Raw genomic sequence first — 24,790 nt, forward strand, 5'->3', positions numbered from 1 at the left:
GATGACTGCTGGTGGGGAACCGTCTCTGAGCATCGGGTTCGACGTGACCCGGACCAAGGCGGTCCTCCGCGTCGGCCCTGGGCACCAGCAGGATCTTGCTCAACTGGCCGCCCGCTTTCCGGCAACCGGACAGCGCGAGCTGCTGACAACGGAGATTGCGCTCGATGACTTCCTGGTGGGACTCGATGCCCTGGGGTCGTGGCCCTCGCCGCAAGATGTTGAGTGGGAGGAAGCCCTAGCCGAGCTCGTAGGTCATGTGCTCGATGATGCGGAGAGCGCCGAGCGGTCACTTCATGACGGGGGCCCTGACAGTCGCGCTGCGGTTACCGAGGACGAGGTCGAAGCCCTCCTGGGGCCGGGATGGCGGGCGGGGCTCACCCCATTCCAGCGACGTGACATCGCGTATCTGCTGTCGATGCGCCATGGTGCGAACTTCAGCGTGCCAGGTGCGGGCAAGACCCGCGTTGCGCTTGCTGTTTATGCGGCTCTGCGGGAGCGCGGGGAGGTCAGCCGCCTCTTGGTCGTGAGTCCGAAGGCGGCCTACGAGACCTGGAACTTTGAGACCGCGGAGTGCTTCGGGGAACCGTTGCCCACGGAAGTGATGGGCAGACGGCCCACAGTGGGTACCGAGGTGTTGATCGTGAACTACGAGCGCCTGGACCGGTCGCTGCCTACCCTCACCTCATGGCTGAGGGCTGCTCCCTCGATGATCATCCTGGACGAAGCGCACAGAATGAAGCTCGGCGTGCAGGGAACGTACGGCAGTGCCTGTATGGCTCTGGGCCCCCTCGCCCGCAGGCGGTTGATTCTCACCGGCACACCAGCCCCCAACGGTGCCCGCGATCTGGAGAATCTGCTGTCATTCGTCTGGCCGGGCCATGGGCGGCGCGTCGTGACGCGTGCAGTGGCGGGCGGAGACCTGGCTTACGCCAGCAATGTGCTCCGACCGCTGTTCACCCGGACGACGAAGCGTGAGCTGGGACTGCCGCCGGTCGAGACGAAGATCAGGTACGTCCAGCTGCCTCCCCTTCATCGCGAGATTTACGACGCGCTAGTGGGCAGGTTTACTGCCCGCGCCGAAGCCTCCCGCGACGACTTCGACGTGCTCGGAAAAGCACTGCTGCGCTTGCTTATGGCTGCGACCAGCCCCGCCCTCCTCAGTGTGGGAGCGAGCCGGTATGAGGCGCTCTCATACCGAGTGCCGCCGTTGGAGATACCGCAAGGCGACTCCCTCTACGAGCTTCTGCATGGCCTGCCGCAGTACGAGCTGTCGCCGAAGTACGCGGAGACGTTGAGCTTGGTAGCGGCCAATGCCGCTCTTGGCCGCAAGACGCTGGTGTGGACGACGTTCGTCCGAAGTCTGACCACGATGGAACGGATGTTCGCCGACTATCAGCCGGCGGTGGTCCACGGCGCCACTCCCGACAGAGAAGAGCAGATCAGGCGCTTCCGCGAGGATCCTGATTGCCTCGTACTGCTCTCCAACCCGGCCACCCTGGGAGAAGGAATCAGCCTCCACCACGTCTGTCACGACGCTGTCTACGTGGACCGGGACTTCATGGCTGGAAGATTCCTTCAGAGCTTGGACCGTATCCACCGGTTGGGTCTCGCCCCGGACACGGAGACTCGGGTAACCGTCCTCGCAGTAAGCGACACGATCGACGAGGCAGTCGCGAAGCGGCTGGAGGAAAAGGTCGCTTTCATGGGGAAAATTCTGGACGACCCGTCCGTGCATCAGCTCGCCGACCTGCAAGAGGAGCCAGCTGTCGCCGGCGGCATGGATGCGCTGGACATCCAGGCCCTGCTGGGACACATGAAGGCACGCGCCCGCGGCTGAGAAGCCCCTCATCGTGCAGGGGTGGCGATATCCGCCTGGGCAACAAGGCATGTTCAGGGAACGTTGCGGCGTGCGGCAAACTAGGGCTGGTCTCGTTGTCAGTGGGGTCTGTCACCCTCTGTGATGGTGGATTGCTCGTAGTGTCCACTGTTGTCGACCGGAAAGTGAGGGGACATGGTCCGCGCGAATGAGCTCAGGTATTCGTCGGTGGAGATCTGTGCTGGAGCGGGGGGGCAAGCTGTTGGGCTGCACCAGGCCGGTTTCAAGCACGTAGCGCTGATCGAGATCGACAAGGATGCATGCCAGACGCTGAGAGCCAACACCAGCGAAGAGGCTGAGTGGGCAGGCTGCAGGGTCATCCAGGCTGACCTCAGGGCATTCGACTCGAAGGAGCTAGGGCTCCAGCCCGGCGAACTGGACTTGCTCGCTGGTGGCGTTCCCTGCCCGCCTTTCTCCTCGGCCGGCAAGCAGCTGGGGCGTGATGATGAGCGAGACCTCTTCCCCACGATGCTGGACCTTGTTGATCAGCTGGAGCCGAAGGCCGTAATGATCGAGAACGTTCGCGGGCTGGTGGATCCCAAGTTCGCTGACTATCGCGCAGAGATCATTAAGCGACTTGAGTCCCTGGGGTACGAGCAGTGCTACTGGGAGGTGCTGGAGGCGAAAAGGTACGGCGTTCCTCAACTGCGCCCCCGGGCCATCCTGGTCGCGATGAAGCCTGAGTACGCCAAGTACTTTGAGCACGCGAAGCCTGAGCCCGCCCGTGAAGTCAGCGTGGGCGAGGCCCTGCACGACACCATGCGTGAGCGGTTCGACGCAGTTGCTGATGATCCGCGGGCCGAGAAGGCCTTCAAGGACTGGTACGAGAAGGCTCTCGAAGGGGTGGCTCCGACTCTGGTCGGCGGTTCCAAGAAGCACGGGGGCGCCGATCTCGGGCCTACCAGGGCGAAGCGGTCCTGGGCGGACCTCGGCGTGTGCGGCCTCGGGGTGGCAAACGACCCCGAGGATATGAAGGACAAGGAGCGCGACCTCTTCGCGGCGGCCGGCCCCAAGCTCACGGTGCGCCAGGCTGGAATTATTCAGGGGTTCCCTGAGGAGTGGAACTTTACTGGCCGGAAGACTGCCGCGTACCGGCAGGTCGGAAATGCTTTCCCTCCGCCAGTTGCAAGGGCTGTTGGTGAGCAGATTTACGCGGCATTCGAAGCAGCGGCGCAGGCTGCGAAAGGAAAGTAGCCGTTCATAGGCTTCCCGTGTGTTTCAAGCGGCTTACGGTGGCCGCAATTTGTACCGCGCACTGTTCAGGTGATTCGTGTTCCCAGAACCGAAGTACCGTCCATCCGGCTGCCCGCAGTTGCTCGTCAGTATCGCGGTCCCGGTTCATGTTGCCAGCAACCTTGTCTGACCAGTACCCAGAATTTGTTTTCGGGGGGACGTAGTGCTCCGGGCATCCGTGCCAGTAGCAACCGTCGATGAAGACGGCTACCTTTGCCGAGCGGAAAACCATATCGGCGGTCCTGCGGAGACCCGGCAGGGGTTTCGCTGAAACTCGGTAGCGAAGCCCCTGGGCATGCACAAGTCGGCGAATGAGTCGCTCGGGCTTGGTGTCCCTGCTCCGGATCGCTTGCATGTTGCGCCGCCGCCCGGCCGAGGAGGCCCATGAGCCGGGGGGCGGGTTCCATTCGCCTGTCATGTTTGGCGACTCACCTCCTCGAATTCTTCAGCCTGCGAGGCGCCCCTGTGGTGCGCTTGAGCACCATCATGAGACATCGGGGCAGCAGCAGGACGGCCAGCCGCCTGGGGCATGGAGCCCACGCCAGACTACCCAAGGTGACACCTCGTCCCTCCCAGCCTGCTGTGCTCAGCAAGGACCGCCAACTAGGTTGTCCTGGACAGGGGTTGACGACAAGAGCGCGGGTGGTGGCAGGTGACGGCGGGCGAGACGTCGGCGGAGGATGTGCTGCGACAGTTCTGCAGGTCGGCGCGGACGCGCCACATGTATGAAGCCTGGAGGTCGGAGAAGCGCCGTCGTGAGGTGGTGCCCATCGTGCTCAATCATCGTGTGCGTACGGTCTACAGGCTGCAAAGAGCTGACGTGACCGGCGTCTGCAGGCGGACTGAGCACGCGCTCGGAGACGTGAGGCGACATGACGGCGAGTCCGTGCGGTCGATAGTGGACTGGCACCCGGACTTTGCTTTTACGCATATGTTTCACATATGCATGGAACGACGAGGTGTCTTGCCGACTTACCAGGAATTTCGGCAATTCTGCAAAAATGACCATCTTGGGCGTGCGATGCTCGCCGACCCGGCGCGGGCTAAAGTCCGTGAGGCTGTAATGGCTGGTGCCTCTGATGCCTTGGCGCGGGCGGCCATGCGCTGGCGCGTCGGGAACGCTTACTACAGCTTCCTGCGTGAGGTCTATACCGTTGTAGAGCTGCGGTTCCGGGGGGTCGAACTTCAGGTGCACCCACTGGCGGATGCTTTGTTTCGCGTGGACTGCTGGACTGAAAACACAGCCGTTAGTCTGCATGTGGAAAACGCGAAGTATCGCAACGGGCCGAGTCAGGGGCGGAAGATCCCTACAGGCCGACTTTTAGCCGACCTGCAGCCGCCGATCGATTTCAAAGACATCGCATTGAAACCTGCGTCTGTGTTCGGTAGCGTTCATCTTCCCGTATCGGCCCAGTTAGACGACACGGCTGCGGCGTTATCGCGGGGGCGATGAGGCAGCAGCCCGCTTCCCTCTTCCGCCTTGTCCCGGGCAGGCAAAGCAGCCCCGGGCAAACTATTTAGTGTGGCTGGGGAGGGAAGGTGCCTTTTGTGGGGCGTGTGCCGGTTTGGCCACAATCCAGCGTCGTCCGTCCAGGACCACGCTGGGGAGCGAAGCCTCCTCAAGGCTGGCTTCGGCCACGCGGACACTGACGAATTCTCCCTCCATCGGCACGGGGAGGTGGAGCTGGGCGGCAACCCGCTTATGGCTGTCGTAGTCGCCCATGATCAAGATGCCTTCCTGCTGGAGGGAGGATCTGGACCCTCCGTTACCTCGTACGCGCTTCATGTAGTCCTTCTGCTGAGCGAGGGTCCGGACGACATTGCGCCCGATGCGTCGCTGCTGAGCCCGCCGGAACAGTTCGTTCAGCCGGGCCTGTCCCGAGGAGTGTGCGAAGACAGCCTTGCGGTCGGTCTCGTCCATGTGCAACAAGACGTTTTCCGGTAGCTCAGCGCCGTGCCAGAGCCAGAGGATTTTGTTCCGGTGTTCGGCCTTGACGGTCAACTTCAAGTCGCGATTGTTCCCCTTGTTGAGCCACTCCGGAAGTATCCGGAGGAGGCCGGCGCTCCAGCGGCTCGTGTAGTCATCCGCCCAGACAAGCAGGCACAGATGGCCCACGGCCTCGGGAGGGATCATCCAGCCGCCAAACTGCTGCGAATACTTGCAGTCGACGTCGGAGCCCGCGATCTCATAGTCCATGTCCGTACCATCATTGAACTTGAACTCGCGCTGGAGGTTGATCTCGACGACGGTGCCGGCATGGGTCTTCTCGGTTTTGAAGAGCGTTTTCCAGTCGTACCGGCCGGTGACTTCACCGTTGAGCAGCTGATCGATCGTGTCGCGGAGCACTGTCGCGAAGCGCTGCCCTGTGGGATCGATTTCGCAGAGATGAGCGTAGACAGCTTCCAGTGCAGGGTCTTTCTGCAGCAGGAGCTGGGACTGCATGTTGGCTGCTGCGGATACGTCGATCGGGAGCAACGAGCGGCCCTTCGCTAGGCGGTGACGTTCTAAGGCGGGGGGCAGGGCGGCGCTACTCGACCCCGTGACAGTCCCCATAGTTGACCCCCGACCCGCACCAGCAGTCCGCCCCCCTGCCCGGCGGCCACGCCACTGCGCGGCCTCGGGCGGCCAGCGTCGTCGCGTATTGCGGGAGGAGGTCGGCGTTGGACGGGGAGGAGTACTCCGAGGCTGCGAAGGCCTCGTACGAGGGGATCGTGCCTGTCACGATGCCCAGGTTGGCGGTGCCGGTGGCCGCCAGTTCGCGCAGGGACGCTTCGATGTCCAGCAAGTGGGCGGCGTGCGTGGGGTATTCGGATTGCAGCTCCGGGTACGTCCTGAGGAGTTCGTCCAGTTCCGGTTCCGGCCAGTGCAGGACCGCCACCGGGAACGGGCGGGACAGGGCGGCCCGGTAGCTGCCCAACTCCGCTCTCAGGCGGGCGAGTTCCGCCTGGAGTTCGGCCGGGTCCTCCGAGCCCAGGGACCACAGGCGCTTCGGGTCGTGGAGTTCGTCCAGGGAGATCGGCGCGGTGTGCAGCTCGTCGGCCAGGGTGTCCCAGGTGTCGTGGGGCAGGGCGAGCAGGCGGCGTACCCGGTGGCGCGTGGTCAGGAGGGACTGCGTGCTGTACGGGATCGCCGTCGAGTCGACGGCCACCTCCGCAACTCCCAGCAGGGTCAGCGCAGTTGTCAGTGAGGCGTGGGCCAGGTCGAGTTCGTCGTGGGACTCCAGGGTCTCCGCGACGATCTCCCACGCCGCCGGGTCCAGCGGCGCGGCCTGGCGGATGCCGTCGATGATCGCGCGGGCCTCCGGCTCGTGGCCGTACTCCCACAGGTTCGCCGCCTTGAACGCCTTCACCAGATGGGGGTGATCCACCTGAGAGGCCAGCAGGCGGTCGTAGAGCGTGGTGGCCCGGGGGCGGTCTCCGGCGAGTTCCAGATGGGCCGCGGCCTGTAGGAGCAGCGGCTCGTGGTCCTCCGGGTACTGCGTCGCGGTGCGCAGCAGACGCTCGGCTTCGGCAGTGTGATCGGCAGGCGTGTCGGGGCGCATGAGGGACACCGTACTGCTGTACGGGGGCCCGGCGGAGGGCGCTTCCGGTCCTGGCGGTTCGAGTCCGCTCCGTCGCGGGCCTGGTGAGTTGCGGCCGGGGCCCCTACCCTGCGCGCGTGCGCAGAGCGATACCGGTGGTGGTGCGGGGCGGGCGCGGGCGGCGGGCGTGGGCGGCCCGGGGGTTGTGGGCCGGCGCCGAGCTCGCCGTGACGTTCGGGCTCGTGGTGCTGCTGCTCGTCGCGCACCAGCTGTGGTGGACCAACCGGGAGGCCCGTGCGGAGGCCGGGCGGACCGTTCACTCCCTGGAGCGGGAGTGGGGAGCTGATACTCCCCTGCCGTCGGCGGCGCCTCCCGACGAGCAGGTCGGCGCCCGGAGCGCCCCGGCAGGTACTCCGCGTGCTTCCGGTGGCAAGCCGGCTGGGGCCGCGAAGGCCGCGCCCCGCTGGGAGCAGGCGTACGCCGTGATCCGGATCCCGCGGATCGGGATCACCGCGCCCATCGCCGAGGGCATCAGCAAGGCCGGGGTCCTCGACAAGGGGTACGTCGGGCACTACGTGCAGAGCGCGCAGCCGGGGCAGACCGGGAACTTCGCGCTCGCCGGCCATCGCAACACCCACGGAGAGCCGTTCCGCTACATCAACCAGTTGAGGGCCGGGGACCAAGTGATCGTCGAGACGCGGGACACCGTCTATACGTACGTCGTTGACTCCACCTTGCCGCAGACCTCCTCCGGCGACAGCGGGACCATAGCGGCCGTGCCCCACAGTGAGGTCAAGCCCTCGTACGGGTACAGCACGCCTGGGCGCTACATCACCCTCACTACCTGCACGCCGGAGTTCACCTCCACCTACCGGCTGGTCGTGTGGGGCAAGTTGACGCAGAGCCGACCGCGTTAGCGTTCGGGGATGCGTCGTCGAATTCATGTGCTCTGGCTGGGGGTGCCCTACGTTCTGTATCTGGGGGCGCTGCCCCTCGTGAACCGGGTGCGGCCCGTCGTGTTCGGGCTGCCGTTCCTGTTCCTGTGGCTGCTCATCGCGACACTGTTCACTCCCCTCGCCATCTGGATGACCTGGCGAGGGGACCAGCGGCTCAGGCAGCGACAAGACGCGCGGGGCGGGGAAGCGCTGGGGGCGCGCGATGAGTGACGCCGCTGTCGCCACCACTATTTTCGCTGTCTTCATGGTGGCCACCGTTGTTCTCGGGCTCCTGGCCGTACGCGGCCGTGCGGGCGCGGGCGGCGGGCTCACCGAATGGTCCGTCGGCGGTCGGAGCCTTGGGACCGTGTTCATCTGGGTGCTGATGGCGGGCGAGAGCTACACCAGCTTCAGCTACCTGGGCGCCGCGGGCTGGGGCTACAACTACGGCGCTCCCGTGCTCTATGTGGTCGCCTATCTGTCGTGCGGCTACGCGGTGGGCTATGTGGTCGGGCCCATGTTGTGGGCCCACGCGCGGCGGCACGGACTTGTGGGGATCACCGACATGGTGGCCCACCGCTATGGGCGGCCCTGGGTCGGAGCGCTCGTCGCGCTCCTCGCGACCGTCTTCCTGCTGCCGTACATCCAGTTGCAGATCACCGGCATGGGCGTCGTCGTCTCGACCATCTCCTACGGTGCGCTCTCGCTCAACTGGGGCTATTTCATTGCTTTCGCGGTCACCACCGGCTTCGTCGTCGTCAGCGGGCTGCGCGGCAGCGCCTGGGTGTCCGTACTCAAGGACGTGCTCGTCATCGCCACCCTGGCCTTCCTCGCGATCTATGTGCCCCAGCACTACTTCGGCGGGTACGGGGACTTCCTCGACCGGGTGGTCAGTGAGAAGCGGGACTGGGTCACGCTGCCGGGGCACGGCGGGGCCTTCGGGCAGGCGTGGTTCGCCACCACCTCCGTGCTCAACTCCCTCACCATCGTCATCTTCCCGACCACCGTCGCCGGATACCTCGGCGCCCGCAACGCCGACGTCCTGCGGCGCAACGCCATGCTGCTGCCCGCGTACAACGTGCTGCTCTTCGTGCCGATGCTGCTCGGGATGGCGGCGCTGTTCGTCGTGCCGGGGCTGGCCGGCGCCGATTCCAACCTGGCGCTCTTCAGGCTGGTCGTGGACTCGCTGCCCGCGTGGACCGTGGGGGTCGTCGGGGTGGCGGCGGCTCTCTCCTCCATTGTTCCGATGGCCGTGTTCATGCTGGTCATCGGCACCATGTGGGGGCGCAGCGTGCTCTCGCTCGTGCCCCGGCTGCGGGAGCGGCAGAAGGCGGCGTCGCAGGTCGTCGTGGTCGTCGCGGGGGCGCTCGCCCTGCTCATGACGTACACCGTGCCCAACACGCTCGTACGCCTCTCCCTCATCTCGTACGAAGGGATGGCGCAGCTCCTGCCGATGCTGCTGCTCGGCCTGGTGTGGCGGAGGGTGACCTTGACGGGCGGGCTCGCCGGGCTGGCCGTGGGGGTCGCGATGGTGTGCTGGTTCGTGTTCAGCGACCGTGACCCCGTGTGGGGGGTCAACGCCGGGGTCATCGCCCTCGGCGTCAACCTCCTTGTGGCGGTGGCGGTTTCATACGTAGGGCCCAAGGGGGTAGTGGTGGCCGACGACATGCTGGCCCGCGATCCCATTCACGAGGAGCGCGTGCGGGGGTGAGTGCGGGTGGTCCGTGAGGAGTGCGCGCATGGCGCCGCCGGGGAAGAGTGCGTACGGGTGTGAGTCCGGCGGCGGCCGAGCCGCTGCCTCAGTCGCGTGGCGCTATACCTCGCGGCGTGAGCGCAGGGTCAGCGTCAGGGCCCCGGCCACCACCGCGAGGGCCGCCGACACCACGATCACCGTGTCCGGTCCTGCCGGAGCCAGGGCGATCGTCAGGGCGACGCCCGCCGACGAACCGATGTAGCGGGCCGTGTTGTTGGCGCCCGAGCCCATCGCCGCCCGCTCCGGCGGGACCGATTCGACGGCGAGGCGGGGGAGCGCGGCGTTGAGCAGGCCGCTGCCTGTGCCCGCGACCAGCAGGCCGGGTACCAGGCGCGGCAGCGGGCCGGAGGCGAGGGCGCCCAGCATCGCCAGGACCCCGGCCGCGTGCAGGGCGAAGCCGATGGCGAGTTGGTGGCGGGCGGCGATTCGGCCGCCGAGGCGCCTGGCCTGGAGCGCCACCACGAACGCGGTGCCCGACCACAGGACGAACAGCCAGGCCGCGTTCATCGGTGAGGTGCCGAGCAACTGGGCCAGCAGGGCGGGCAGATAGCTGAAGAAGCCGATGACGGCGAGGCCGGTGAACAGGGCGCCCGCCGAGGAGGCCAGGAACTCCGCGCGGCGGAAGAGCGCCAGATCGATCATGGGGGTGGCCGCGCGGCGCTCCACGACGACGAAGGCGGTCGTGAGAGCGGCCGCGGCCAGCAGCAGGGCGAGCACCGGCGGGCGCAGCCAGCCGTCGCGGCCCAGGGTCAGCGCGCCGATCAGGGCGGTGAACGCGAGGCCCAGGGTGACCGCCGCCGGTACGTCGGGGCGGCCGCCGCGAGGCGAGCGGGACTCCGACAGGGCGCGCAGCGCGAATCCCCCGGTGATCAGCGCGGGTACGGCCAGAACGGCGTACACCAGGCGCCAGTTGAAGGTGGCCAGGCCGCCGGCGAGGAGGGGGCCGACGGCGATGCCCGCGCTGACGAAGGCGCCCCACACTCCGGTGGCCCGGATGCGTGCGGCGCCCACAGGGAAGGCGGCGACCAGCAGGCCGAGACTGCTCGCGAGGATGGCGGCCGAGGCCATGCCTTGCGCGATCCGGGCGAGGGTGAAGGCCAGTGTGGTGGGAGCCAGCGCGCCCAGCGCCATGGTGATGCCGAGGGCGAGGGTGCCAATCAGGAAGACCCGGCGGCGGCCGTGGTCGTCGGCGAGGCTGCCCGCGATGAGGAGCAGTGCGGCGAGACCGAGCGGGGCGCCGTTGAGCAGCCAGGCCTGGGCGGAGAGCGCGGTGTGGAACGACGCGGTCATGCCGGGCAGCGTCAGCATCGGGGCCGTGTAGTTCATCAGCGCCACGGCGGTGGCGGCGCTGGTGACGGCAAGGGTGGCGCCGGGCCGGGCGCCGCCCGACGCGGTCGCCTGCGGGGGCTGGGTCGTGCCGGTGGTGCGTGCTGCCTGCGTCATGGCGTCCCTCGGGGGAATCGGCGGGAGGTCAGGGGCGGGGGTGGGCGAGGAAGGTCGCGGTGGGCGCGACGTGTGGCTTGTTGGTTCAGTGAATGAACTCGCTATACGGCGACCCTAGCACTCAAGGTTCGGTCAGTGAACCTGTGTCCGTAGACTGGAGGCATGGCTCTCGGCAAGGACTACGACTACGCGGCACAGGAGTGCTCCATCGCCCGCGCGCTGGAGATCGTCGGGGAACGCTGGACGCTGCTCGTGGTGCGCGACGCGCTCTATGGGGTGCGGCGCTACAACGACTTCCTGGTGCACCTCAAGATCCCGCGGGCCGTGCTCGCCGCGCGCCTCCAGTCCCTCACCGAGGCCGGAGTCCTGGAGAAGCGGCGCTATCAGGAATCGCCGCCGCGCGACGAGTACGTACCGACCGCGCTCGGTCTCGCGCTCTGGCCGGCGCTGCGTGCGCTCGGGCTGTGGGGGCGGGCCTTCAATCCGGACGCGCGGCCGAAGCGGACCTTCCACCACGTGGAGTGCGGGACCGAGCTCGGGGCGTACGGGGAGTGCGGTAGCTGCGGGCGGATGATCGCGCCGGGGGACGTCGAGATGCGGCCGGGACCCGGGCTCGGGCCCGCCGAGGATCCGGTCAGCCGGGCCCTGCGGGCGCCGAGGCGACTGCTGGAGCCCCTGGAGCTCCAGCCCCGCGATTCCGCCTAAGGCGCGTTGAGGCTTCAGGCTTTCCGGCCCTGAGCTCTTGAGGCTGCGGGGCTGCGGGGCTGTGGGGCCGTGGGGCCGTGGGGCTGCGGGGTTCTGAGGTTCGGCTCTGCGATTCCTCTTGCGCTTCGGCCCCGCGAGGGAGGTCGGCCCGGGGGCTGGACGGTCTTCGGGTCTGCTGGGCCGTCGTGTATAACGGCTGGAGGGAAATCCGTCGGCCGGCAAGGAACGAGCAAGGGGAGGGAAGCATGAGCGGTGCACTCGCGCGTGGCGCTCGGCTGACCCGGCCGCTGCTCGGTCTCTTCCTGTTCCTGCTCGCCCAGGGTGTCCTCATCGAGGGCGGCTCGCTGTCCGCCGCCGTCGCGCTCGCCGCGACCGCCGCCGCCGGCTCCGCGCTCGCCGTGTGCGCGACCCTCGCGTCCCGGGCGGTGCCCCAGGTGCCGCGCACCCGGGTGCGTACTGCGATCCGCGACCGGGAACGGCGTACCGCCTTCCTGCCGCAGCGCGATCCCGACGCCTCCGGGCGGCCACGGCCCCGAGCACCCGGTCGTCTCGTCCCGACGGCCGCGTAGGGGCACCTCCCACTTCTGCTCCTCCCGGCTCGTCACGCCGACATTCCTGTCATTCCTGACGAGACGCCCCGGAGGGCTTCCGCATGTTCACGTCCCTTTTCAGCGCTGTCGCGAGCCTCGCCGAGCACCTCGCCGCCCTGCTCGAACCGGTCTTCCACGGTGCTTCGACGGCTGCCGCGATCGTGCTTTTCACTGCTCTTGTACGTCTCGCTGTGCACCCACTGTCGCGCCAGGCAGCACGGGGTCAGAAGGCGCAGGCCAAATTGCGGCCGCAGATGGCCGCGCTGCGCGAGAAGCACGGCAAGGACAGCAAGGCGCTCCAGAAGGCGGTCATGGAGCTGCACGCCGCGGAGAAGGTGTCGCCGCTGTCGGGCTGCCTGCCCAGCCTGCTCCAGATGCCCGCGTTCTTCCTGCTCTACCACCTGTTCTCCAGCAAGCAGATCGGCGGGAAGGCGAACGGGCTGCTCGACCACACCCTCTTCGCCGCGCCGCTCGGCGGGAACTGGACCCAGGCGCTCGCGGACGGTGGGGCCTTCGGGGCGCGTGGGCTCGTGTACCTGGTGCTGTTCGCGATCGTCGCGGCCGTGGCCACCTTCAACTACCGGCGGATGAAGCGTCAGATGGCGGCCACGCCGGTCGTGGCGCCCGCGGGGCAGGATGCGATGCCCGGCATGGCGGCGATGAGCAAGTTCATGCCGCTGCTGTCCTTCGCGACGCTGTTCACCGTCGCGGTGGTGCCGCTCGCGGCCGCGCTGTACGTCGTGACCAGCACCACCTGGACCGCCGTCGAGCGGGCCTTCCTCTACAAGGACATGCTGCCCGCGCCCGCCGCGCTGGCGACCGCGGCCTGAGCGCTTCTCGGGGCATAGCAGCTCGGCTCTGGTTACGGTCCAGTTTGTGAACGGGGTCTTGCGGAGTGGACGTACACCTTGGAGGATCGAATGATCCTCCGATGGCCGCTACCCATCGGCCGGGCCCCGCTCGACCAAAGGGAGACTGACCATGAAGCTGCTGCGCGTAGGCAACGCCGGTGAAGAGCGCCCCGCGCTGCTGGATGCCGACGGAACCCTGCGGGACCTGTCCGGCCTCGTGACGGACATCGACGGCGAGCTGCTCGCCGACGAGTTCGCACTGGACCGGATACGGGCCGCGGCGGACACCGGCGTGCTGCCCGCGCTCGACGACGCCGGAGCACGCGTCGGGCCGCCGGTGGCGCGGATCGGCAAGGTCGTGTGCATCGGGCTGAACTACCACGACCACGCCGAGGAGACGGGCGCGGCGATCCCCGCCGAGCCGGTCGTCTTCTTCAAGGCGGCGGACACGGTGGTCGGGCCGCACGACACGGTGCTCATTCCGCGCAAGTCCGTGAAGACGGACTGGGAGGTCGAGCTCGCCATCGTCATCGGGCGCACCGCGCGGTACGTGGCGGACGACGAGGACCCGCTGGCGTACGTCGCCGGGTACGCGGTGTCGCACGACGTCTCCGAGCGGGAGTTCCAGATCGAGCGCGGCGGCACGTGGGACAAGGGAAAGAACTGCGAGACGTTCAACCCGTTCGGGCCGTGGCTGGTCACCCGGGACGAGGTGCCCGACCCGCAGGCGCTGTCGCTCAGGCTCTGGGTCAACGGGGAGCTGAAGCAGGACGGGTCGACGTCGCGGCAGATCTTCCCCGTCGCGGAGGTCGTGCGGTACGTCAGCCAGTTCATGACGCTGTACCCGGGGGACGTCATCAACACGGGTACGCCTGCCGGGGTGGCCATGGGGCAGGCGGAGCCGAAGCCGTATCTGCGGGCGGGGGATGTCGTGGAGCTGGAGATTTCCGGACTGGGACGGCAGCGGCAGGCGCTCAAGTCCGCTTAGCGGGGCGGGGTGGGGGGGCCTGGGTCTGCGGTCCGTTGCCTTTCCCACCCGCCCCGGGCGGGGTTGGTGGGCTTGGGCCTGCGCCCCTTGTCCTTCCCGCCCGCCCTGGATCGCGGGCTCAGCCTTCGCCGCGGTTCATCAGCTGCTCCAGCGCCCGCGTGACCAGGGCGTGGTCCTCGGCCTGAGGCAGGCCGGAGACCGTGGCCGTTCCCACGACCCCGACACCCTTCACCGTCACCGGGTACGAACCCCCGTGCGCGGCGAAGGCGTCCGGGTCCAGGCGGGACGACTCCTCGAACGTCGTGCCCTTGGCCCGGAAGCGGGCGCCGACCAGGAGCGAGGGCGCCGCGTAGCGTTCGGCGACGCGGCGCTTGCGGTCGATCCAGGCGTCGTTGTCGGCGCTGGAGCCGGGCAGCGCGCAGCGGAACGCCTGCCGGGTGCCGTGCCGTACGTCGATGGTGACCGGCGCCCCGCGTTCCACGGCGAGCTCGCGCAGCAGCACGCCGAGCGCCCAGGCGTCATCGAGCGTGAACTCGCCCAGCACCAGCCGCCGTTGCTCGGCCTCCAGCTCGGCGACGGTGGCTGGGACGACGGGACCGCCCTCCGCTCCGGTGCTGCCGGCCGCACAGGCCGGGACGCCGGGCCCGCTGCCACCCCCGTGCGCCGCCGTCTCCCGCGCCCTCACAGCGAGAGCTCCACCGTCATGCCCTCGCGGGCCGAGCGGCGGGCCGCTTCCAGGACGTCCAGGGCGGCCGCGGCCTCGTGGGCGGTGACCGGGGGTTCGCCGCCTTCGCGCAGGGCCTTCACGATCGCGGCGTAGTACGCCGGGTAGTCGCCGGGCAGCGTCTCCAGCGGGCGGCCGCCGCCGGTCAGCGGGGACTCGCCGCAGCCGACCCGGCCCCACACGGATTCGGGCTCCACGCCCCACGGTCCGCCGCTCGAAGGGCGCCTGCCCTCGCGCAGTGCGGTCTCCTGCGGGTCCAAGCCGTACTTCACATAACCGGCGGCCGAGCCCAACACCCTGAAACGTGGGCCGAGTTGGGCGGTCGTCGCGCTCACGTACAGGTGTGAGCGGACGCCGCTCGCGTGCGTGATCGCGATGAAGGTGTCGTCGTCGGCCTGGGCGCCGGGGCGGCGTACATCGGCCTCCGCGTAGACGCGCAGCGCCGGGCCGAACAGTACGAGCGCCTGGTCCACGACGTGGCTGCCCAGGTCGTACAGCAGGCCGCCGATCTCCGCGGGGTCGCCGGACTCGCGCCAGCCGCCCTTGGGCTGCGGGCGCCACCGCTCGAAGCGCGACTCGAAACGCTGGACCTCGCCGAGCTCGCCGTCCGCGAGCAAGCTCCGCAGGGTCAGGAAGTCGTTGTCCCAGCGGCGGTTCTGGAAGACCGAGAGCAGCAGGCCGCGCGCCTCGGCGAGGGCCGCGAGGCCGCGCGCCTCGGCCGCCGTGCCCGCCAGCGGCTTGTCGACGACGACCGGAAGGCCGGCCTTCAGGGCGTCCGTGGCGATCGGGACGTGGGTCTTGTTCGGCGAGGCGATCACCACCAGGTCGATACCGGCGTCGTACAACTCCTCGGGCGAGTCCACCACGCGCAGGCCCTCGCCGTACTCGGCGCGCGCCTGCGCCTGGCGCTCGGGGTTCGAGGTGGCCACGGTGTCCAGGACGAGGCCGTCGGTCGCGGCGATCAGCGGCGCGTGGAAGACGGAGCCCGCCAGGCCGAAGCCCACGAGTCCCACGCGAAGGTCAGCGGTCTGGTGAGCGTTCCTGGGATCCTTCATGTCACCCACTTAAGCAACGCTGTTGCCAAAGTGCAAGCAAGAGGGACAATGGGTCGGTGAACAGGAGCAATACGGGTGCGAACCTGCCGGCACTGCGCAGCCACAACGCCGCGCTCGTCCTCGGCCTGCTGCGGGCCGCGGGCGAGGACGGCATCAGCCGGCTGGAGCTCGCCGAGCGCACCGGGCTCACCCCGCAGGCGGTCAGCAAGATCACCGGGCGGCTCCGGGACGAGGGCACCGCCACCGAGGCGGGCCGCCGCGCCTCCACCGGCGGCAAACCGCGCACCGTGCTCAAGCTGGTGCCGTCCGCCGCGCACGCCATCGGCCTCCATCTGGACCGCGACGAGCTGACCGCGGTCCTCGTCGACCTCGCGGGCACCCTGGTCGGCGCCAGGACCGTGCCGCTCGACCTCGGCGCGGAGCCGTCGTCGGTGGTCGAGGCGGCGGCCGCCGAGGCACAGGCGCTGGTCGGCGGGCGCCGCGTGCTCGGGGTCGGCGTCGCCATGCCGGGTCCGCTCGACCACGACAGCGGGGTGCTGCACCGCGTCACCGGCTTCCCGCACTGGAACGGCTTCCCGCTGCGCGACGCGCTCGCCGAGCGGCTCGGCCGCAAGGTGGTCCTGGACAAGGACACCAACGCCGCCGCTCTCGGTCTCGCCCTGCGCGACTCGGCCCCGGCGGGCTCGTTCGCGTACCTCCACCTCGGTACGGGGCTCGGCGCGGGCCTCGTGCTCGGCGGCGCCGTCCACCGCGGCGCCCGGACCGGCGCGGGCGAGTTCGGCCACCAGACGATCCTGCTCGGCGGGCCCGCGTGCGGCTGCGGCGGGCGCGGCTGCATCGAGGCGCTGTGCCTGGCCGCGGTCGCCCGCGGGGACATCGCGGCGGCGGCCCGCTTCCTCGGCGTGGGCGCCGCCAACCTCGTCGGGCTGCTCGACATCGATCGGGTCATGCTCGGCGGCCGCACGGTCGCCGCCGACCAGGAGACGTTCGTACGCGGAGTGTCCGCCGTGATCGAGGAGCGCGCCCGGCGCGGCGGCGCCCCCGAGATCCCGGTCCACGCTGCCGGGGGCGGCCCGCACGCCGTCGCGGAAGGCGCGGCCCAACTCGTCCTGCTCCCGGTGTTCGGCCGCGCGCATGAGGCGGCGCCCCACGGTTAGGACGTCCATGGGGGCTCGGCGCATGGTGTCGCTGCCCGCGTGAGGGGCAGGGGAGTGTGCTCGCGCCACGCCCGCGCGCCGGATACCCCCGCACCGCCACGCCCGTGCCCGTACGACGGCCCGATATTGGGCTGATAGGGCGGACTTGTCCGGCTCGTCCGGGCGTACCGGGACGTGGCGTGCCGGGCCGGGTACCCCGTACGTGGCAGGGTCGCGGGCCACGACCGCGTTCGTCCGGACGGTGCCGACCCGGGGTTCAGCCGGACGCCGACCGCCCGCCCGCGAGCAGCAAAGGCCCCTCATGCGACTGCGCACCGCCCTCGCCACCGCGGTGGCCGCCGTCACGATCGTCCCGTTCGCGGCAGCGGCCGCGGCCGACGGCGGAGGCGGCGCGCCTGCCGGGTGGCACGATGTCGCGCCGCGCAAGGCGGTCGTCGCCACCCTGCCCGCCGCCCGCCCGCTCGCCGTCCACCTGCCCGTCTGCGGCAGTAAAACCGGAGCCGAGTTTCCGCTCGCCACCAAGATCCACGGGGGGCCCGCCGAGTACCGGGCCGGTGACGGGGCCCAGAGCTGGTACCTCGACCTCACCAACATCTCCCACGAGGCCTGCGACAGCATTCACCCGGTCCTCGTCCTCGTCGACCGTGACCGCACCCTCAAGAACTCGCAGCTCCAGATGGAGTTCTCGGACCCGGCCACCGGCCACAAGCACCCGGTGACGTTCGTCAGGACCGACGAGGACGAGCACATCGGCGTCTTCGACGACGGCTTTCCGGGGTTCGTGATCGGCGCGGGCGAGACCCTCACCGTCGAGGTGCGGCTCGGCTTCGCCGCCGACACCGTGCCCGGCCCGATCACCGCGAACGCCGCGATCGTGCAGCGCCGGGGCAGCAACGGACAGTGGGTGGGGGACTCCGGCGACTACCGCTTCGACGTGGTGGACGAAGGGGACCTGCTGCACCGGATCGACAACGAGCTCGCCACGACCGGCCGGGGCAGCGGACTCGCCCGCATCGGGCTCGCCGCCGGCGTCCTCCTGCTCATCGGCGGCGCCCTGGTGGCGGCCGCCCGCCGCCGCTCGCCGCGTCGCTGACCAGGCAACCGAGCACCCCGCCCGTTCACATCCGCATGCGAGCATCGCCCCGTGGAAAACCCGAACGACACCCCAACCGGCGCCCCGCACGATCCCCGGTACTCCCCGAACCCGAACCCTCCGAGCGGCGCCCCGCCCTCCCCGACCGGCGTCCCGCACGAGCCTTCGCCGGAACGCCCGCGCGAACCCCCGCACCGCGTCAGGAGCGACTCCCTGTCCGGCTATCCCGAGAACCAGGCCCCCGGCGCTCCCATCCGTTCCGGTATTCCGGATCACGGGCGCATCCCCAAGTACTACGCCGTCAAGGCCCAAGTGGCGCTGCTCATCGAGGAGTTGGGAGAGGGCGGGCTGCTGCCCACCGAACGTGACCTGGCCCTGCGCTACGAAGTCGCACGGGAGACGGTCCGCCAGGCGCTGCGCGAGTTGCTGCTCGAAGGGAGGCTGCGCCGACAGGGGCGCGGCACCGTGGTGGCGGGCGCGAAACTGGAGCAGCCGCTCTCGCTCGCCAGTTACACCGAGGGCGTACGCCGGCAGGGCCGGACGCCCGGACGGCACCTCATCGGCCTCGAACGCTTCCCCTGCCCGCCCGCGCTCGCCGCCGAGACCGGGCTCCGGCGGGGCGAGCCGGTCTGGCACATGGAGCGCGTGCTGCTCGCCGACGACGAGCGCGTCGGCTTGGAGAGCACGTACGCCGCGGTGGCCCGCATGCCGGACCTGGAGCGGGAGTTCACCCCCGACTCCTCCTTCTACGCCTACCTCCGCGACCGGCTCGGCCTCACCCTCGGCGAGGTCGACGAGCGCATCGAGACCGTCCTCGCCACCCCGCGCGAGGCCCTGCTCATCGGCACGCCGCCGGCGCTGCCGATGCTGCTCATCCACCGCATCTCACGCGACGCCGAGGGCCGCCCCCTCGAACGGGTCCGCACGCTCTACCGCGGCGACCGCTTCTCCTTCACGACCCGCATCGGTCAGTAGCCCCGCCGATCGTCCGCGCATAAGGTGGTCTTTGATCACAGAAACATAACGGGTCTAGTCCAAGCTTGATGGCCCGTTCACCGTCCCGTTGCCGTCCGGACCGGTGCGGGACACCCTCCCCGAGGAGCGTGACCGCCGTGAGAGTCATCGTCGTTGGAGCCGGCGTGGTGGGAACCATGCACGCCTGGCACGCAGTGGAACGCGGCCACGAGGTCGTACAGATCGAGCGCGAGAGCGAGGCGCGCGGGGCCTCCCTCCGCAACTTCGGCCAGATATGGGTCAGCGGCCGGGCGGGCGGCGAGGAGCTGGACACCGCGCTGCGGGCCCGCGAACTGTGGGAGGGCATCGGCGAGCGGGTCCCCCGGATCGGCTTCCGGCCCAACGGCTCCCTCACGCCCGTCCGGGGCGAGCTCGAACTCGCCGTCGCCGAGGCCGCGTTGGCCCGTGAGGACGCCGCAGCCCGCGGCTACAAGCTCCTCACCGCCGACGAGGCCCGCACCCTCAACCCGGCCCTGCGCGGCGACTTCACCGCCGCCCTGTGGTGCGAACGCGATGCCGCGGTCGAGCCCCGTACCGCCCAACTGGCCCTCAAATCCGAACTGTTGAAGTCCGGCCGGTACACGTTCCTGGGTGGCAGGGAAGTCCGCGAGGTCGTCGAAGGCGCACAGGGCGGCGCGGTCCGCGACGACCGCGGCGACGTGCACACCGGCGACGTCGTCGTCCTGTGTACGGGGGCCTGGCTCGGCGGCCTGGTCCGCGAACTCGTGCCCGATCTGCCGGTGCGCCGGGTCCGCCTCCAGATGATGCAGACCGCGCCGCTCGGCGAGCCGCTCGCCACCTCCGTCGCCGACGCCGACAGCTTCCGCTACTACCCGGCGTACGCGGGAACGGCCCTCGACGCGCTCAATGCCGGGCAGGCGCAGGAGGCGACCGCCGCCTCGCACAAGATGCAGCTCCTCATGGTGCAGCGCGAGGACGGCGGGCTCACCATCGGCGACACCCACGAATACGAGCACCCCTTCGCCTTCGACGTCCTGGAGGAGCCGTACGAGCACCTCGCCCGGGTGGTCGAGTCCTTCCTCGGCCGGCCGCTCCCCAAGGTCGAACGCCGCTGGGCCGGGGTGTACGCGCAGTGCACCGACACCTCGCGCGTCGTGCACCGCCAGCAGGTGCGGGACGGGGTGTGGCTGGTGACCGGACCTGGCGGCCGCGGCATGACCTGCTCGCCGGCGATCGCCGAGAAGACCGCCGACGAGCTGGGCTGGTAAGGGAGTTGAGCACGATGAACGCGTACAACCTGGTGGTCCTCGACATGGCGGGCACCACCGTCGCCGACGGCGGGCTCGTCGAGCGGGCCTTCGCGAGTGCGGCCGGACGCCTCGGCGTCGAGCCCGGCTCGGCCGAGCACGCCACCATGCTCGACTACGTACGGGCCACCATGGGCGAGTCCAAGATCTCCGTCTTCCGTCACCTCTTCGGCGACGAGACGAAGGCGCAGCGCGCCAACGCGGCCTTCGAGGAGGCGTACGGCGAGCTGGTCGACGGCGGTCTCATCGCCCCGATTCCCGGTGCCCGCACGGCGGTTGAGCAGTTGCAGTCCGAGGGGCACACCGTCGTCCTGACCACCGGATTCGCCCGCGTCACCCAGGACGCCATCCTCGACGCGCTCGGCTGGCGGGACCTCGTCGCACTCACCCTGTGCCCCGCCGACGCGGGGGGCCGCGGCCGCCCCTACCCCGACATGGTGCTCAGCGCCTTCCTGCGTACCGGCGCGGTCGACTCGGTGCGCGACATGGCGGTGGCCGGTGACACCTCGTACGACATGCTCGGCGGCGTCCGGTCCGGGGCGGGCGTCGTCGCGGGCGTGCTGACCGGCGCCCACGACAAGGGGGCCCTCACCGCGGCGGGGGCCACCCACGTCATCGACTCGATCGCCCAACTGCCCGGCCTCATAACGGAGTTGGAGAGCCGGCGGTGACGGGCCGCAGTGGCATCCGCTTCGACGGCGTGACCGTCGCCTACCACGGCACCACGGTCCTGGACTCGCTCGACCTGACCGTCGAACCCGGCGAGGTCATGGCCCTGCTCGGCCCCTCCGGGTCGGGCAAGACCACCGCGCTGCGTGCCGTCGCCGGGTTCGTCCAGCCGGTCCGCGGCCGGGTGTTCATCGGCGACCGCGACGTGACGGGCCTGCCGCCGTACCGGCGCGGCATCGGCATGGTCGTCCAGCAGTACGCCCTGTTCCCGCACATGCGGGTCGAGGACAACGTCGCGTTCGGGATGCGGGCGCGGAAGGTCCCCAAGGGCGAGATACCGGCGCGGGTCGCCGACGCACTCGCCATGACCGGCATGGACGCCTACGCCAGGCGCTATCCGCGCGAGCTCTCCGGCGGCCAGCAGCAGCGCGTCGCCATCGCCCGCGCGCTCGCCATCCGCCCCGACGTCCTCCTGCTCGACGAGCCGCTCTCCGCGCTCGACGCGCAGCTCCGCTCCGGCATGCTGACCGAACTGGCCCGCCTGCACCGCGAGTTGCCCGACGTCTCCATCCTGTACGTCACCCACGACCAGGTGGAGGCGCTCACCCTGGCGGACCGTATCGCCGTCATGGACAAGGCCCGCCTCCAGGACTGCGGAACCCCCGAGGACCTGTACCGCAGGCCGCGTACGGAGTTCACGGCGTCGTTCGTCGGCAACGCGAACCTGCTTCCGGTGCGGGTGGGGTCGGGGTCGGTGCTGTTCGGGGACACCGAGCTGTCGGTCGCCACCGATTCGGCGGCGTGGGGGGCGATGGCCACGCTGTGCGTGCGGCCGCACCTGGTCGGGCTCGGGCACGGGCCCAACGCGCTGCGGGGACGGATCGCGGAGGTGCAGTGGCGGGGATCCACGCATCGGCTGTACGTCGATGTCGCCGGGCACCGGGTCAAGGCGGATCTGCGGGAGCTGCGGGTGCCGCCGGTGCTGGGCGAGGAAGTCACCCTGCACTTCGCCGGTGAGGACGCGGTGCTGCTCGGCGCGGGGGTGGGCCATGACTAGGCGCCGCACGCCGGAGCCGGCCGGGCACGCGCCCGGCGCCGGGCGTCAACTGCCCAGCTCCGTATGGGCGTTGCCGCCCGTCGTCGTGCTGGCCGCGGTCTTCCTCTACCCCCTCGCCCTCGTCGTGCGGCAGTCCCTCTCCCCGGACTCCGGCGGAACCTCCCTCCAGCCCTACGCCGACGTCTTCGCGTCGTCCGCGTTCCGGGAGGCGCTGTGGACCACCGTCTGGCTGGCGGTCGCGGCGACCGCCGGGTGCCTCGTGCTCGGGTTCGTGCTCGCGCTCGTGATCGCGTTCGTGCCGTTTCCCGGCGGGAAGGCCGTCGCCAGGTTCATCGACGTGTTCCTGTCCTTTCCCTCCTTCCTCATCACGCTCGCCCTGCTCTTCGTCTACGGCACGGTCGGCATGGCCAACGGGCTGTGGACCGACGTGACCGGCGCGCCCAGCGCGCCCTTCCAGTTCCTGACCACGCCCTGGGGCGTGCTCCTCGCGGAGGTCACGTACTTCACGCCCTTCGTGATGCGCCCGCTGCTCGCCGCGTTCTCCCAACTGGACACCGCCCAGCTGGAAGTGGCGTCCTCGCTCGGAGCGCGGCCGGTCCGCATCGTACGGTGGGTGATCCTGCCCGAGGCGCTGCCCGCGCTCGCGGCCGGCGGCGCGCTCGTCCTGGTGATGTGTCTCAACGAGTTCGGCATCGTGCTGTTCACCGGCGCGAAGGGCGTCACCACGCTGCCGATGCTCGTCTACAGCAAGGCGATCCTGGAGTCCGACTACCCGGCCGCCTGTGTCGTCGCCGTCGTCAACATAGCGATCTCCGTCGGCCTGTACGGCCTCTACCGGGTGGTGAGCCGTCGTGCTGGTGCATAGCCGGGGCGGCCGCCGGGCCACCTGGACCGTGTTCTTCGTCCTGTTCCTGCCCCTGTTCGCGCTGCCGTTCCTGGTGATCCTGACGGCGTCGTTCGCGACCAGCTGGTCGGGGGCCTTCCCCTCCGGGTTCACCGCCTCCCACTACGGCGCGGCGACCACCGGCGACTCCCTCCAGGCGCTCACCACCAGCCTGGTGACCGCGCTGGCGGCCAGCGTCCTCGCGCTGACCGTGGGGTCGTGGGCGGCGCTGGCCGCGGCCGCTCTGAAGAAGCGCGGCCGGCGGTTCGTGGACGCGCTGTTCGTGCTGCCGGTCGCCGTACCGTCGGTGGTCGTGGGTCTCGCGGTCCTCGTCGCGTTCTCCAAGCCGCCCGTCCTGCTCAACGGCACCCGCTGGATCGTGATCCTGGCGCACACCGTTCTTGTCATGGCGTTCGCCCACCAGTCGGTTTCGGCCGCCATCCTTCGTCTCGACCCGATGTACGAACAGGCCGCGGCCTGTCTCGGAGCCTCGCCCTCATACGTCCTGTGGCGCGTGAAGCTGCCGCTCCTGCTGCCGTCCCTGACCGCGGCGGCAGGGCTCTGCTTCGCGCTGTCCATGGGCGAGTTGAGCGCCACGATGATGCTCTACCCGCCCGACTGGACGCCGCTGCCGGTGCAGATCTTCGCGGCCACCGACCGTGGCTCCCTCTTCACCGGCGCGGCCGTCGCCGTGGTGCTCATGGGAACGACGCTGCTCGTCCTGCTCGCCGTCTCCCGCATCCGTACCAAAGCCTCCTTCCGCTGACCAGTCGCTGACCAGGAACTTCAGGAGTTCGAAACGCCATGCCCAGAAACAGCGCCCAGGCATTCAAGCCGATCGCCGCCGTCACCGGCAGCCTCGTACTCGCCGCCACCCTCTCCGCGTGCTCGGGCGGCGCAAGCGCCGACTCCGACGCGAAGACCGTCACGGTGTACAGCGCCGACGGCCTCAAGGGCGAGAAGGGCGACGGCTGGTACGACCAGGTCTTCAAGGACTTCGAGGCGACGACCGGCATCAAGGTCAAGTACGTCGAGGGCGGCTCCGGCGAGATGGTGCAGCGCGCCACCCGCGAGAAGTCCAACACCCAGGCCGACCTCCTGATCACCCTGCCGCCGTTCATCCAGCAGGCCGACGGCAAGGGGCTGCTCCAGAAGTACGTCCCCGCCGGCGCGGACAAGGTCGGCGGCGGCGACAAGTCGCCCGACGGCAAGTGGACTTCGGTCGTCGACAACTACTTCGGGTTCATCTACAACAAGAAGGACCTGAAGCAGGCCCCCAAGAACTGGGAGGACCTGCTGGGCGCCCCCTACAAGAACAAGATCCAGTACTCCACGCCGGGCGTCGCGGGCGACGGCACCGCGGTCGTCATCAAGGCGATGCACGACTTCGGCGGAAAGGAGGCCGCCATGGAGTACCTGCGCAAGCTCCAGGCCAACAACGTCGGTCCGTCCGCCTCCACCGGGAAGCTCGCGCCCAAGGTCGACAAGGGCGAACTGCTCGTCGCCAACGGTGATGTACAGATGAACTACGCCCAGTCCAAGACCATGCCCAACCTCGGCATCTGGTTCCCGGGCACCGCGAGCGGCACCAGGCCCTCCTCCTTCGGACTGCCGTACGCGGCCGGGCTCGTCAGCAACGCCCCGCACAGCGAGAACGGCAAGAAGCTCCTCGACTACATGCTGAGCGAGCAGGCGCAGAAGCAGGTCAGCGAGATCGGCGGCGGTTTCTCCGCGCGCGGCGACATCAAGGCCACCGACGCCAACGCGGTCGCGCTCGGCAAGCTGATGCAGGGCATCGACGTCTTCCAGCCCGACTGGATGGACATCGCCAAGAACCTGCCCACGTACGTCGACGCCTGGAAGACGGCCACCGGCAGCTGAGGCGAGGGCACCGGGCCCGGCGGGGTCAAGATCCCCGATTCGTGGCTAGGCTGGGGGCGTCGGACGCGCACAGCGCGGTGCCCCGGCGTCCCCA

Annotated in this window: 25 protein-coding genes; 19 read left to right on the forward strand and 6 right to left on the reverse strand. The window is 69.7% G+C overall.

All coding sequences use genetic code 11. From position 1 onward, the window contains the following. Position 1: 1 nt before the first annotated feature. Together OG522_RS23580 and OG522_RS23585 are read left to right on the forward strand one after the other, a co-directional pair. Positions 2-1,837 (forward strand): DEAD/DEAH box helicase, encoded by a 1,836-nt coding sequence (locus tag OG522_RS23580; protein WP_329464984.1) that lies wholly within the window; start codon positions 2-4, stop codon positions 1,835-1,837. Between the two features lie 174 nt (positions 1,838-2,011). Beyond that, positions 2,012-3,070 (forward strand): DNA cytosine methyltransferase, encoded by a 1,059-nt coding sequence (locus OG522_RS23585; protein WP_329464985.1) that lies wholly within the window; start codon positions 2,012-2,014, stop codon positions 3,068-3,070. Between the two features lie 4 nt (positions 3,071-3,074). On the opposite strand, the gene OG522_RS23590 is transcribed toward OG522_RS23585, so the two are convergent. Continuing rightward, positions 3,075-3,527 carry a very short patch repair endonuclease gene (locus tag OG522_RS23590; RefSeq protein ID WP_329464986.1) on the reverse strand — a complete coding sequence of 151 codons (453 nt, stop codon included), beginning with the start codon at positions 3,525-3,527 and terminating at the stop codon, positions 3,075-3,077. Positions 3,528-4,073: 546 nt separating this feature from the next. Between OG522_RS23590 and OG522_RS23595 the strand changes: the two genes are divergently transcribed. Further along, positions 4,074-4,562, forward strand: coding sequence for a hypothetical protein (locus OG522_RS23595; protein ID WP_329464987.1), 489 nt, complete (start codon positions 4,074-4,076; stop codon positions 4,560-4,562). Positions 4,563-4,622: 60 nt separating this feature from the next. On the opposite strand, the gene OG522_RS23600 is transcribed toward OG522_RS23595, so the two are convergent. Beyond that, entirely contained in the window at positions 4,623-5,585 is a 963-nt protein-coding gene (locus OG522_RS23600) for a NaeI family type II restriction endonuclease (RefSeq protein WP_329464988.1), read from the reverse strand. A 52-nt stretch (positions 5,586-5,637) separates the two neighbouring features. Continuing rightward, on the reverse strand, positions 5,638-6,651 hold the full coding sequence (locus OG522_RS23605) for an SEC-C domain-containing protein (RefSeq protein WP_329464989.1): 1,014 nt from the start codon (positions 6,649-6,651) through the stop codon (positions 5,638-5,640). 116 nt (positions 6,652-6,767) lie between these two features. Here OG522_RS23605 and OG522_RS23610 point away from each other — a divergent pair, with 116 nt between their 5' ends. Genes OG522_RS23610 through OG522_RS23620 form a run of 3 tightly spaced genes read left to right on the forward strand, consistent with a single transcriptional unit; the run spans position 6,768 to position 9,276 of the window. Then, on the forward strand, positions 6,768-7,547 hold the full coding sequence (locus tag OG522_RS23610) for a class E sortase (RefSeq protein ID WP_329464990.1): 780 nt from the start codon (positions 6,768-6,770) through the stop codon (positions 7,545-7,547). 9 nt (positions 7,548-7,556) lie between these two features. Further along, a complete protein-coding gene (locus OG522_RS23615) occupies positions 7,557-7,796 on the forward strand; it encodes a DUF3311 domain-containing protein (protein WP_329464991.1) in 240 nt (79 codons plus the stop codon). Continuing rightward, positions 7,789-9,276 (forward strand): sodium:solute symporter family protein, encoded by a 1,488-nt coding sequence (locus tag OG522_RS23620; RefSeq protein WP_329464992.1) that lies wholly within the window; start codon positions 7,789-7,791, stop codon positions 9,274-9,276. Before OG522_RS23615 ends, OG522_RS23620 begins: the two co-directional genes overlap by 8 nt. Before the next feature lie 102 nt (positions 9,277-9,378). On the opposite strand, the gene OG522_RS23625 is transcribed toward OG522_RS23620, so the two are convergent. After that, complete coding sequence (locus OG522_RS23625) at positions 9,379-10,761, reverse strand: MFS transporter (protein WP_329464993.1); 1,383 nt, start codon at positions 10,759-10,761, stop codon at positions 9,379-9,381. Positions 10,762-10,923: 162 nt separating this feature from the next. Here OG522_RS23625 and OG522_RS23630 point away from each other — a divergent pair, with 162 nt between their 5' ends. The 4 genes from OG522_RS23630 (at position 10,924) to OG522_RS23645 (ending at position 13,895) form a co-directional block, all read left to right on the forward strand. Further along, positions 10,924-11,466, forward strand: coding sequence for a winged helix-turn-helix transcriptional regulator (locus OG522_RS23630; protein ID WP_329464994.1), 543 nt, complete (start codon positions 10,924-10,926; stop codon positions 11,464-11,466). Positions 11,467-11,711: 245 nt separating this feature from the next. Further along, positions 11,712-12,035, forward strand: coding sequence for a DUF6412 domain-containing protein (locus OG522_RS23635; protein WP_329464995.1), 324 nt, complete (start codon positions 11,712-11,714; stop codon positions 12,033-12,035). Positions 12,036-12,118: 83 nt separating this feature from the next. After that, positions 12,119-12,886, forward strand: coding sequence for a YidC/Oxa1 family membrane protein insertase (locus tag OG522_RS23640; RefSeq protein WP_329464996.1), 768 nt, complete (start codon positions 12,119-12,121; stop codon positions 12,884-12,886). Between the two features lie 151 nt (positions 12,887-13,037). After that, complete coding sequence (locus tag OG522_RS23645; RefSeq protein ID WP_329464997.1) at positions 13,038-13,895, forward strand: fumarylacetoacetate hydrolase family protein; 858 nt, start codon at positions 13,038-13,040, stop codon at positions 13,893-13,895. Positions 13,896-14,013: 118 nt separating this feature from the next. Here the strand turns inward: OG522_RS23645 and OG522_RS23650 are convergent, their stop codons facing one another. Continuing rightward, on the reverse strand, positions 14,014-14,463 hold the full coding sequence (locus OG522_RS23650) for a heme-degrading domain-containing protein (RefSeq protein ID WP_329467708.1): 450 nt from the start codon (positions 14,461-14,463) through the stop codon (positions 14,014-14,016). Between the two features lie 113 nt (positions 14,464-14,576). After that, positions 14,577-15,674 carry a Gfo/Idh/MocA family oxidoreductase gene (locus OG522_RS23655; protein ID WP_329464998.1) on the reverse strand — a complete coding sequence of 366 codons (1,098 nt, stop codon included), beginning with the start codon at positions 15,672-15,674 and terminating at the stop codon, positions 14,577-14,579. A 56-nt stretch (positions 15,675-15,730) separates the two neighbouring features. Here OG522_RS23655 and OG522_RS23660 point away from each other — a divergent pair, with 56 nt between their 5' ends. From OG522_RS23660 to OG522_RS23700, 9 genes are all read left to right on the forward strand, one after another. Further along, a complete protein-coding gene (locus OG522_RS23660; protein WP_329464999.1) occupies positions 15,731-16,831 on the forward strand; it encodes an ROK family transcriptional regulator in 1,101 nt (366 codons plus the stop codon). Between the two features lie 301 nt (positions 16,832-17,132). Beyond that, positions 17,133-17,924 (forward strand): hypothetical protein, encoded by a 792-nt coding sequence (locus tag OG522_RS23665; protein ID WP_329465000.1) that lies wholly within the window; start codon positions 17,133-17,135, stop codon positions 17,922-17,924. Positions 17,925-18,137: 213 nt separating this feature from the next. After that, complete coding sequence (locus OG522_RS23670; RefSeq protein ID WP_329467709.1) at positions 18,138-18,899, forward strand: GntR family transcriptional regulator; 762 nt, start codon at positions 18,138-18,140, stop codon at positions 18,897-18,899. 137 nt (positions 18,900-19,036) lie between these two features. Next, positions 19,037-20,167 carry a TIGR03364 family FAD-dependent oxidoreductase gene (locus tag OG522_RS23675; RefSeq protein ID WP_329467710.1) on the forward strand — a complete coding sequence of 377 codons (1,131 nt, stop codon included), beginning with the start codon at positions 19,037-19,039 and terminating at the stop codon, positions 20,165-20,167. Positions 20,168-20,181: 14 nt separating this feature from the next. Continuing rightward, positions 20,182-20,877, forward strand: coding sequence for a phosphonatase-like hydrolase (locus OG522_RS23680; protein ID WP_329465001.1), 696 nt, complete (start codon positions 20,182-20,184; stop codon positions 20,875-20,877). Beyond that, positions 20,874-21,932, forward strand: coding sequence for an ABC transporter ATP-binding protein (locus OG522_RS23685; RefSeq protein ID WP_329465002.1), 1,059 nt, complete (start codon positions 20,874-20,876; stop codon positions 21,930-21,932). The genes OG522_RS23680 and OG522_RS23685 overlap by 4 nt, the downstream gene beginning before the upstream one ends. Next, positions 21,925-22,797, forward strand: a complete 873-nt coding sequence (locus tag OG522_RS23690) for a 2-aminoethylphosphonate ABC transporter permease subunit (protein WP_329465003.1) — start codon at positions 21,925-21,927, stop codon at positions 22,795-22,797. The genes OG522_RS23685 and OG522_RS23690 overlap by 8 nt, the downstream gene beginning before the upstream one ends. Then, positions 22,784-23,581, forward strand: coding sequence for an ABC transporter permease (locus OG522_RS23695; RefSeq protein ID WP_329465004.1), 798 nt, complete (start codon positions 22,784-22,786; stop codon positions 23,579-23,581). Before OG522_RS23690 ends, OG522_RS23695 begins: the two co-directional genes overlap by 14 nt. A gap of 38 nt (positions 23,582-23,619) precedes the next feature. Continuing rightward, positions 23,620-24,696 (forward strand): 2-aminoethylphosphonate ABC transporter substrate-binding protein, encoded by a 1,077-nt coding sequence (locus tag OG522_RS23700; protein WP_329465005.1) that lies wholly within the window; start codon positions 23,620-23,622, stop codon positions 24,694-24,696. Positions 24,697-24,790 lie beyond the last annotated feature (94 nt).

This window comes from Streptomyces sp. NBC_01431 (genome assembly GCF_036231355.1).
Taxonomy (GTDB): Bacteria; Actinomycetota; Actinomycetes; order Streptomycetales; family Streptomycetaceae; genus Streptomyces.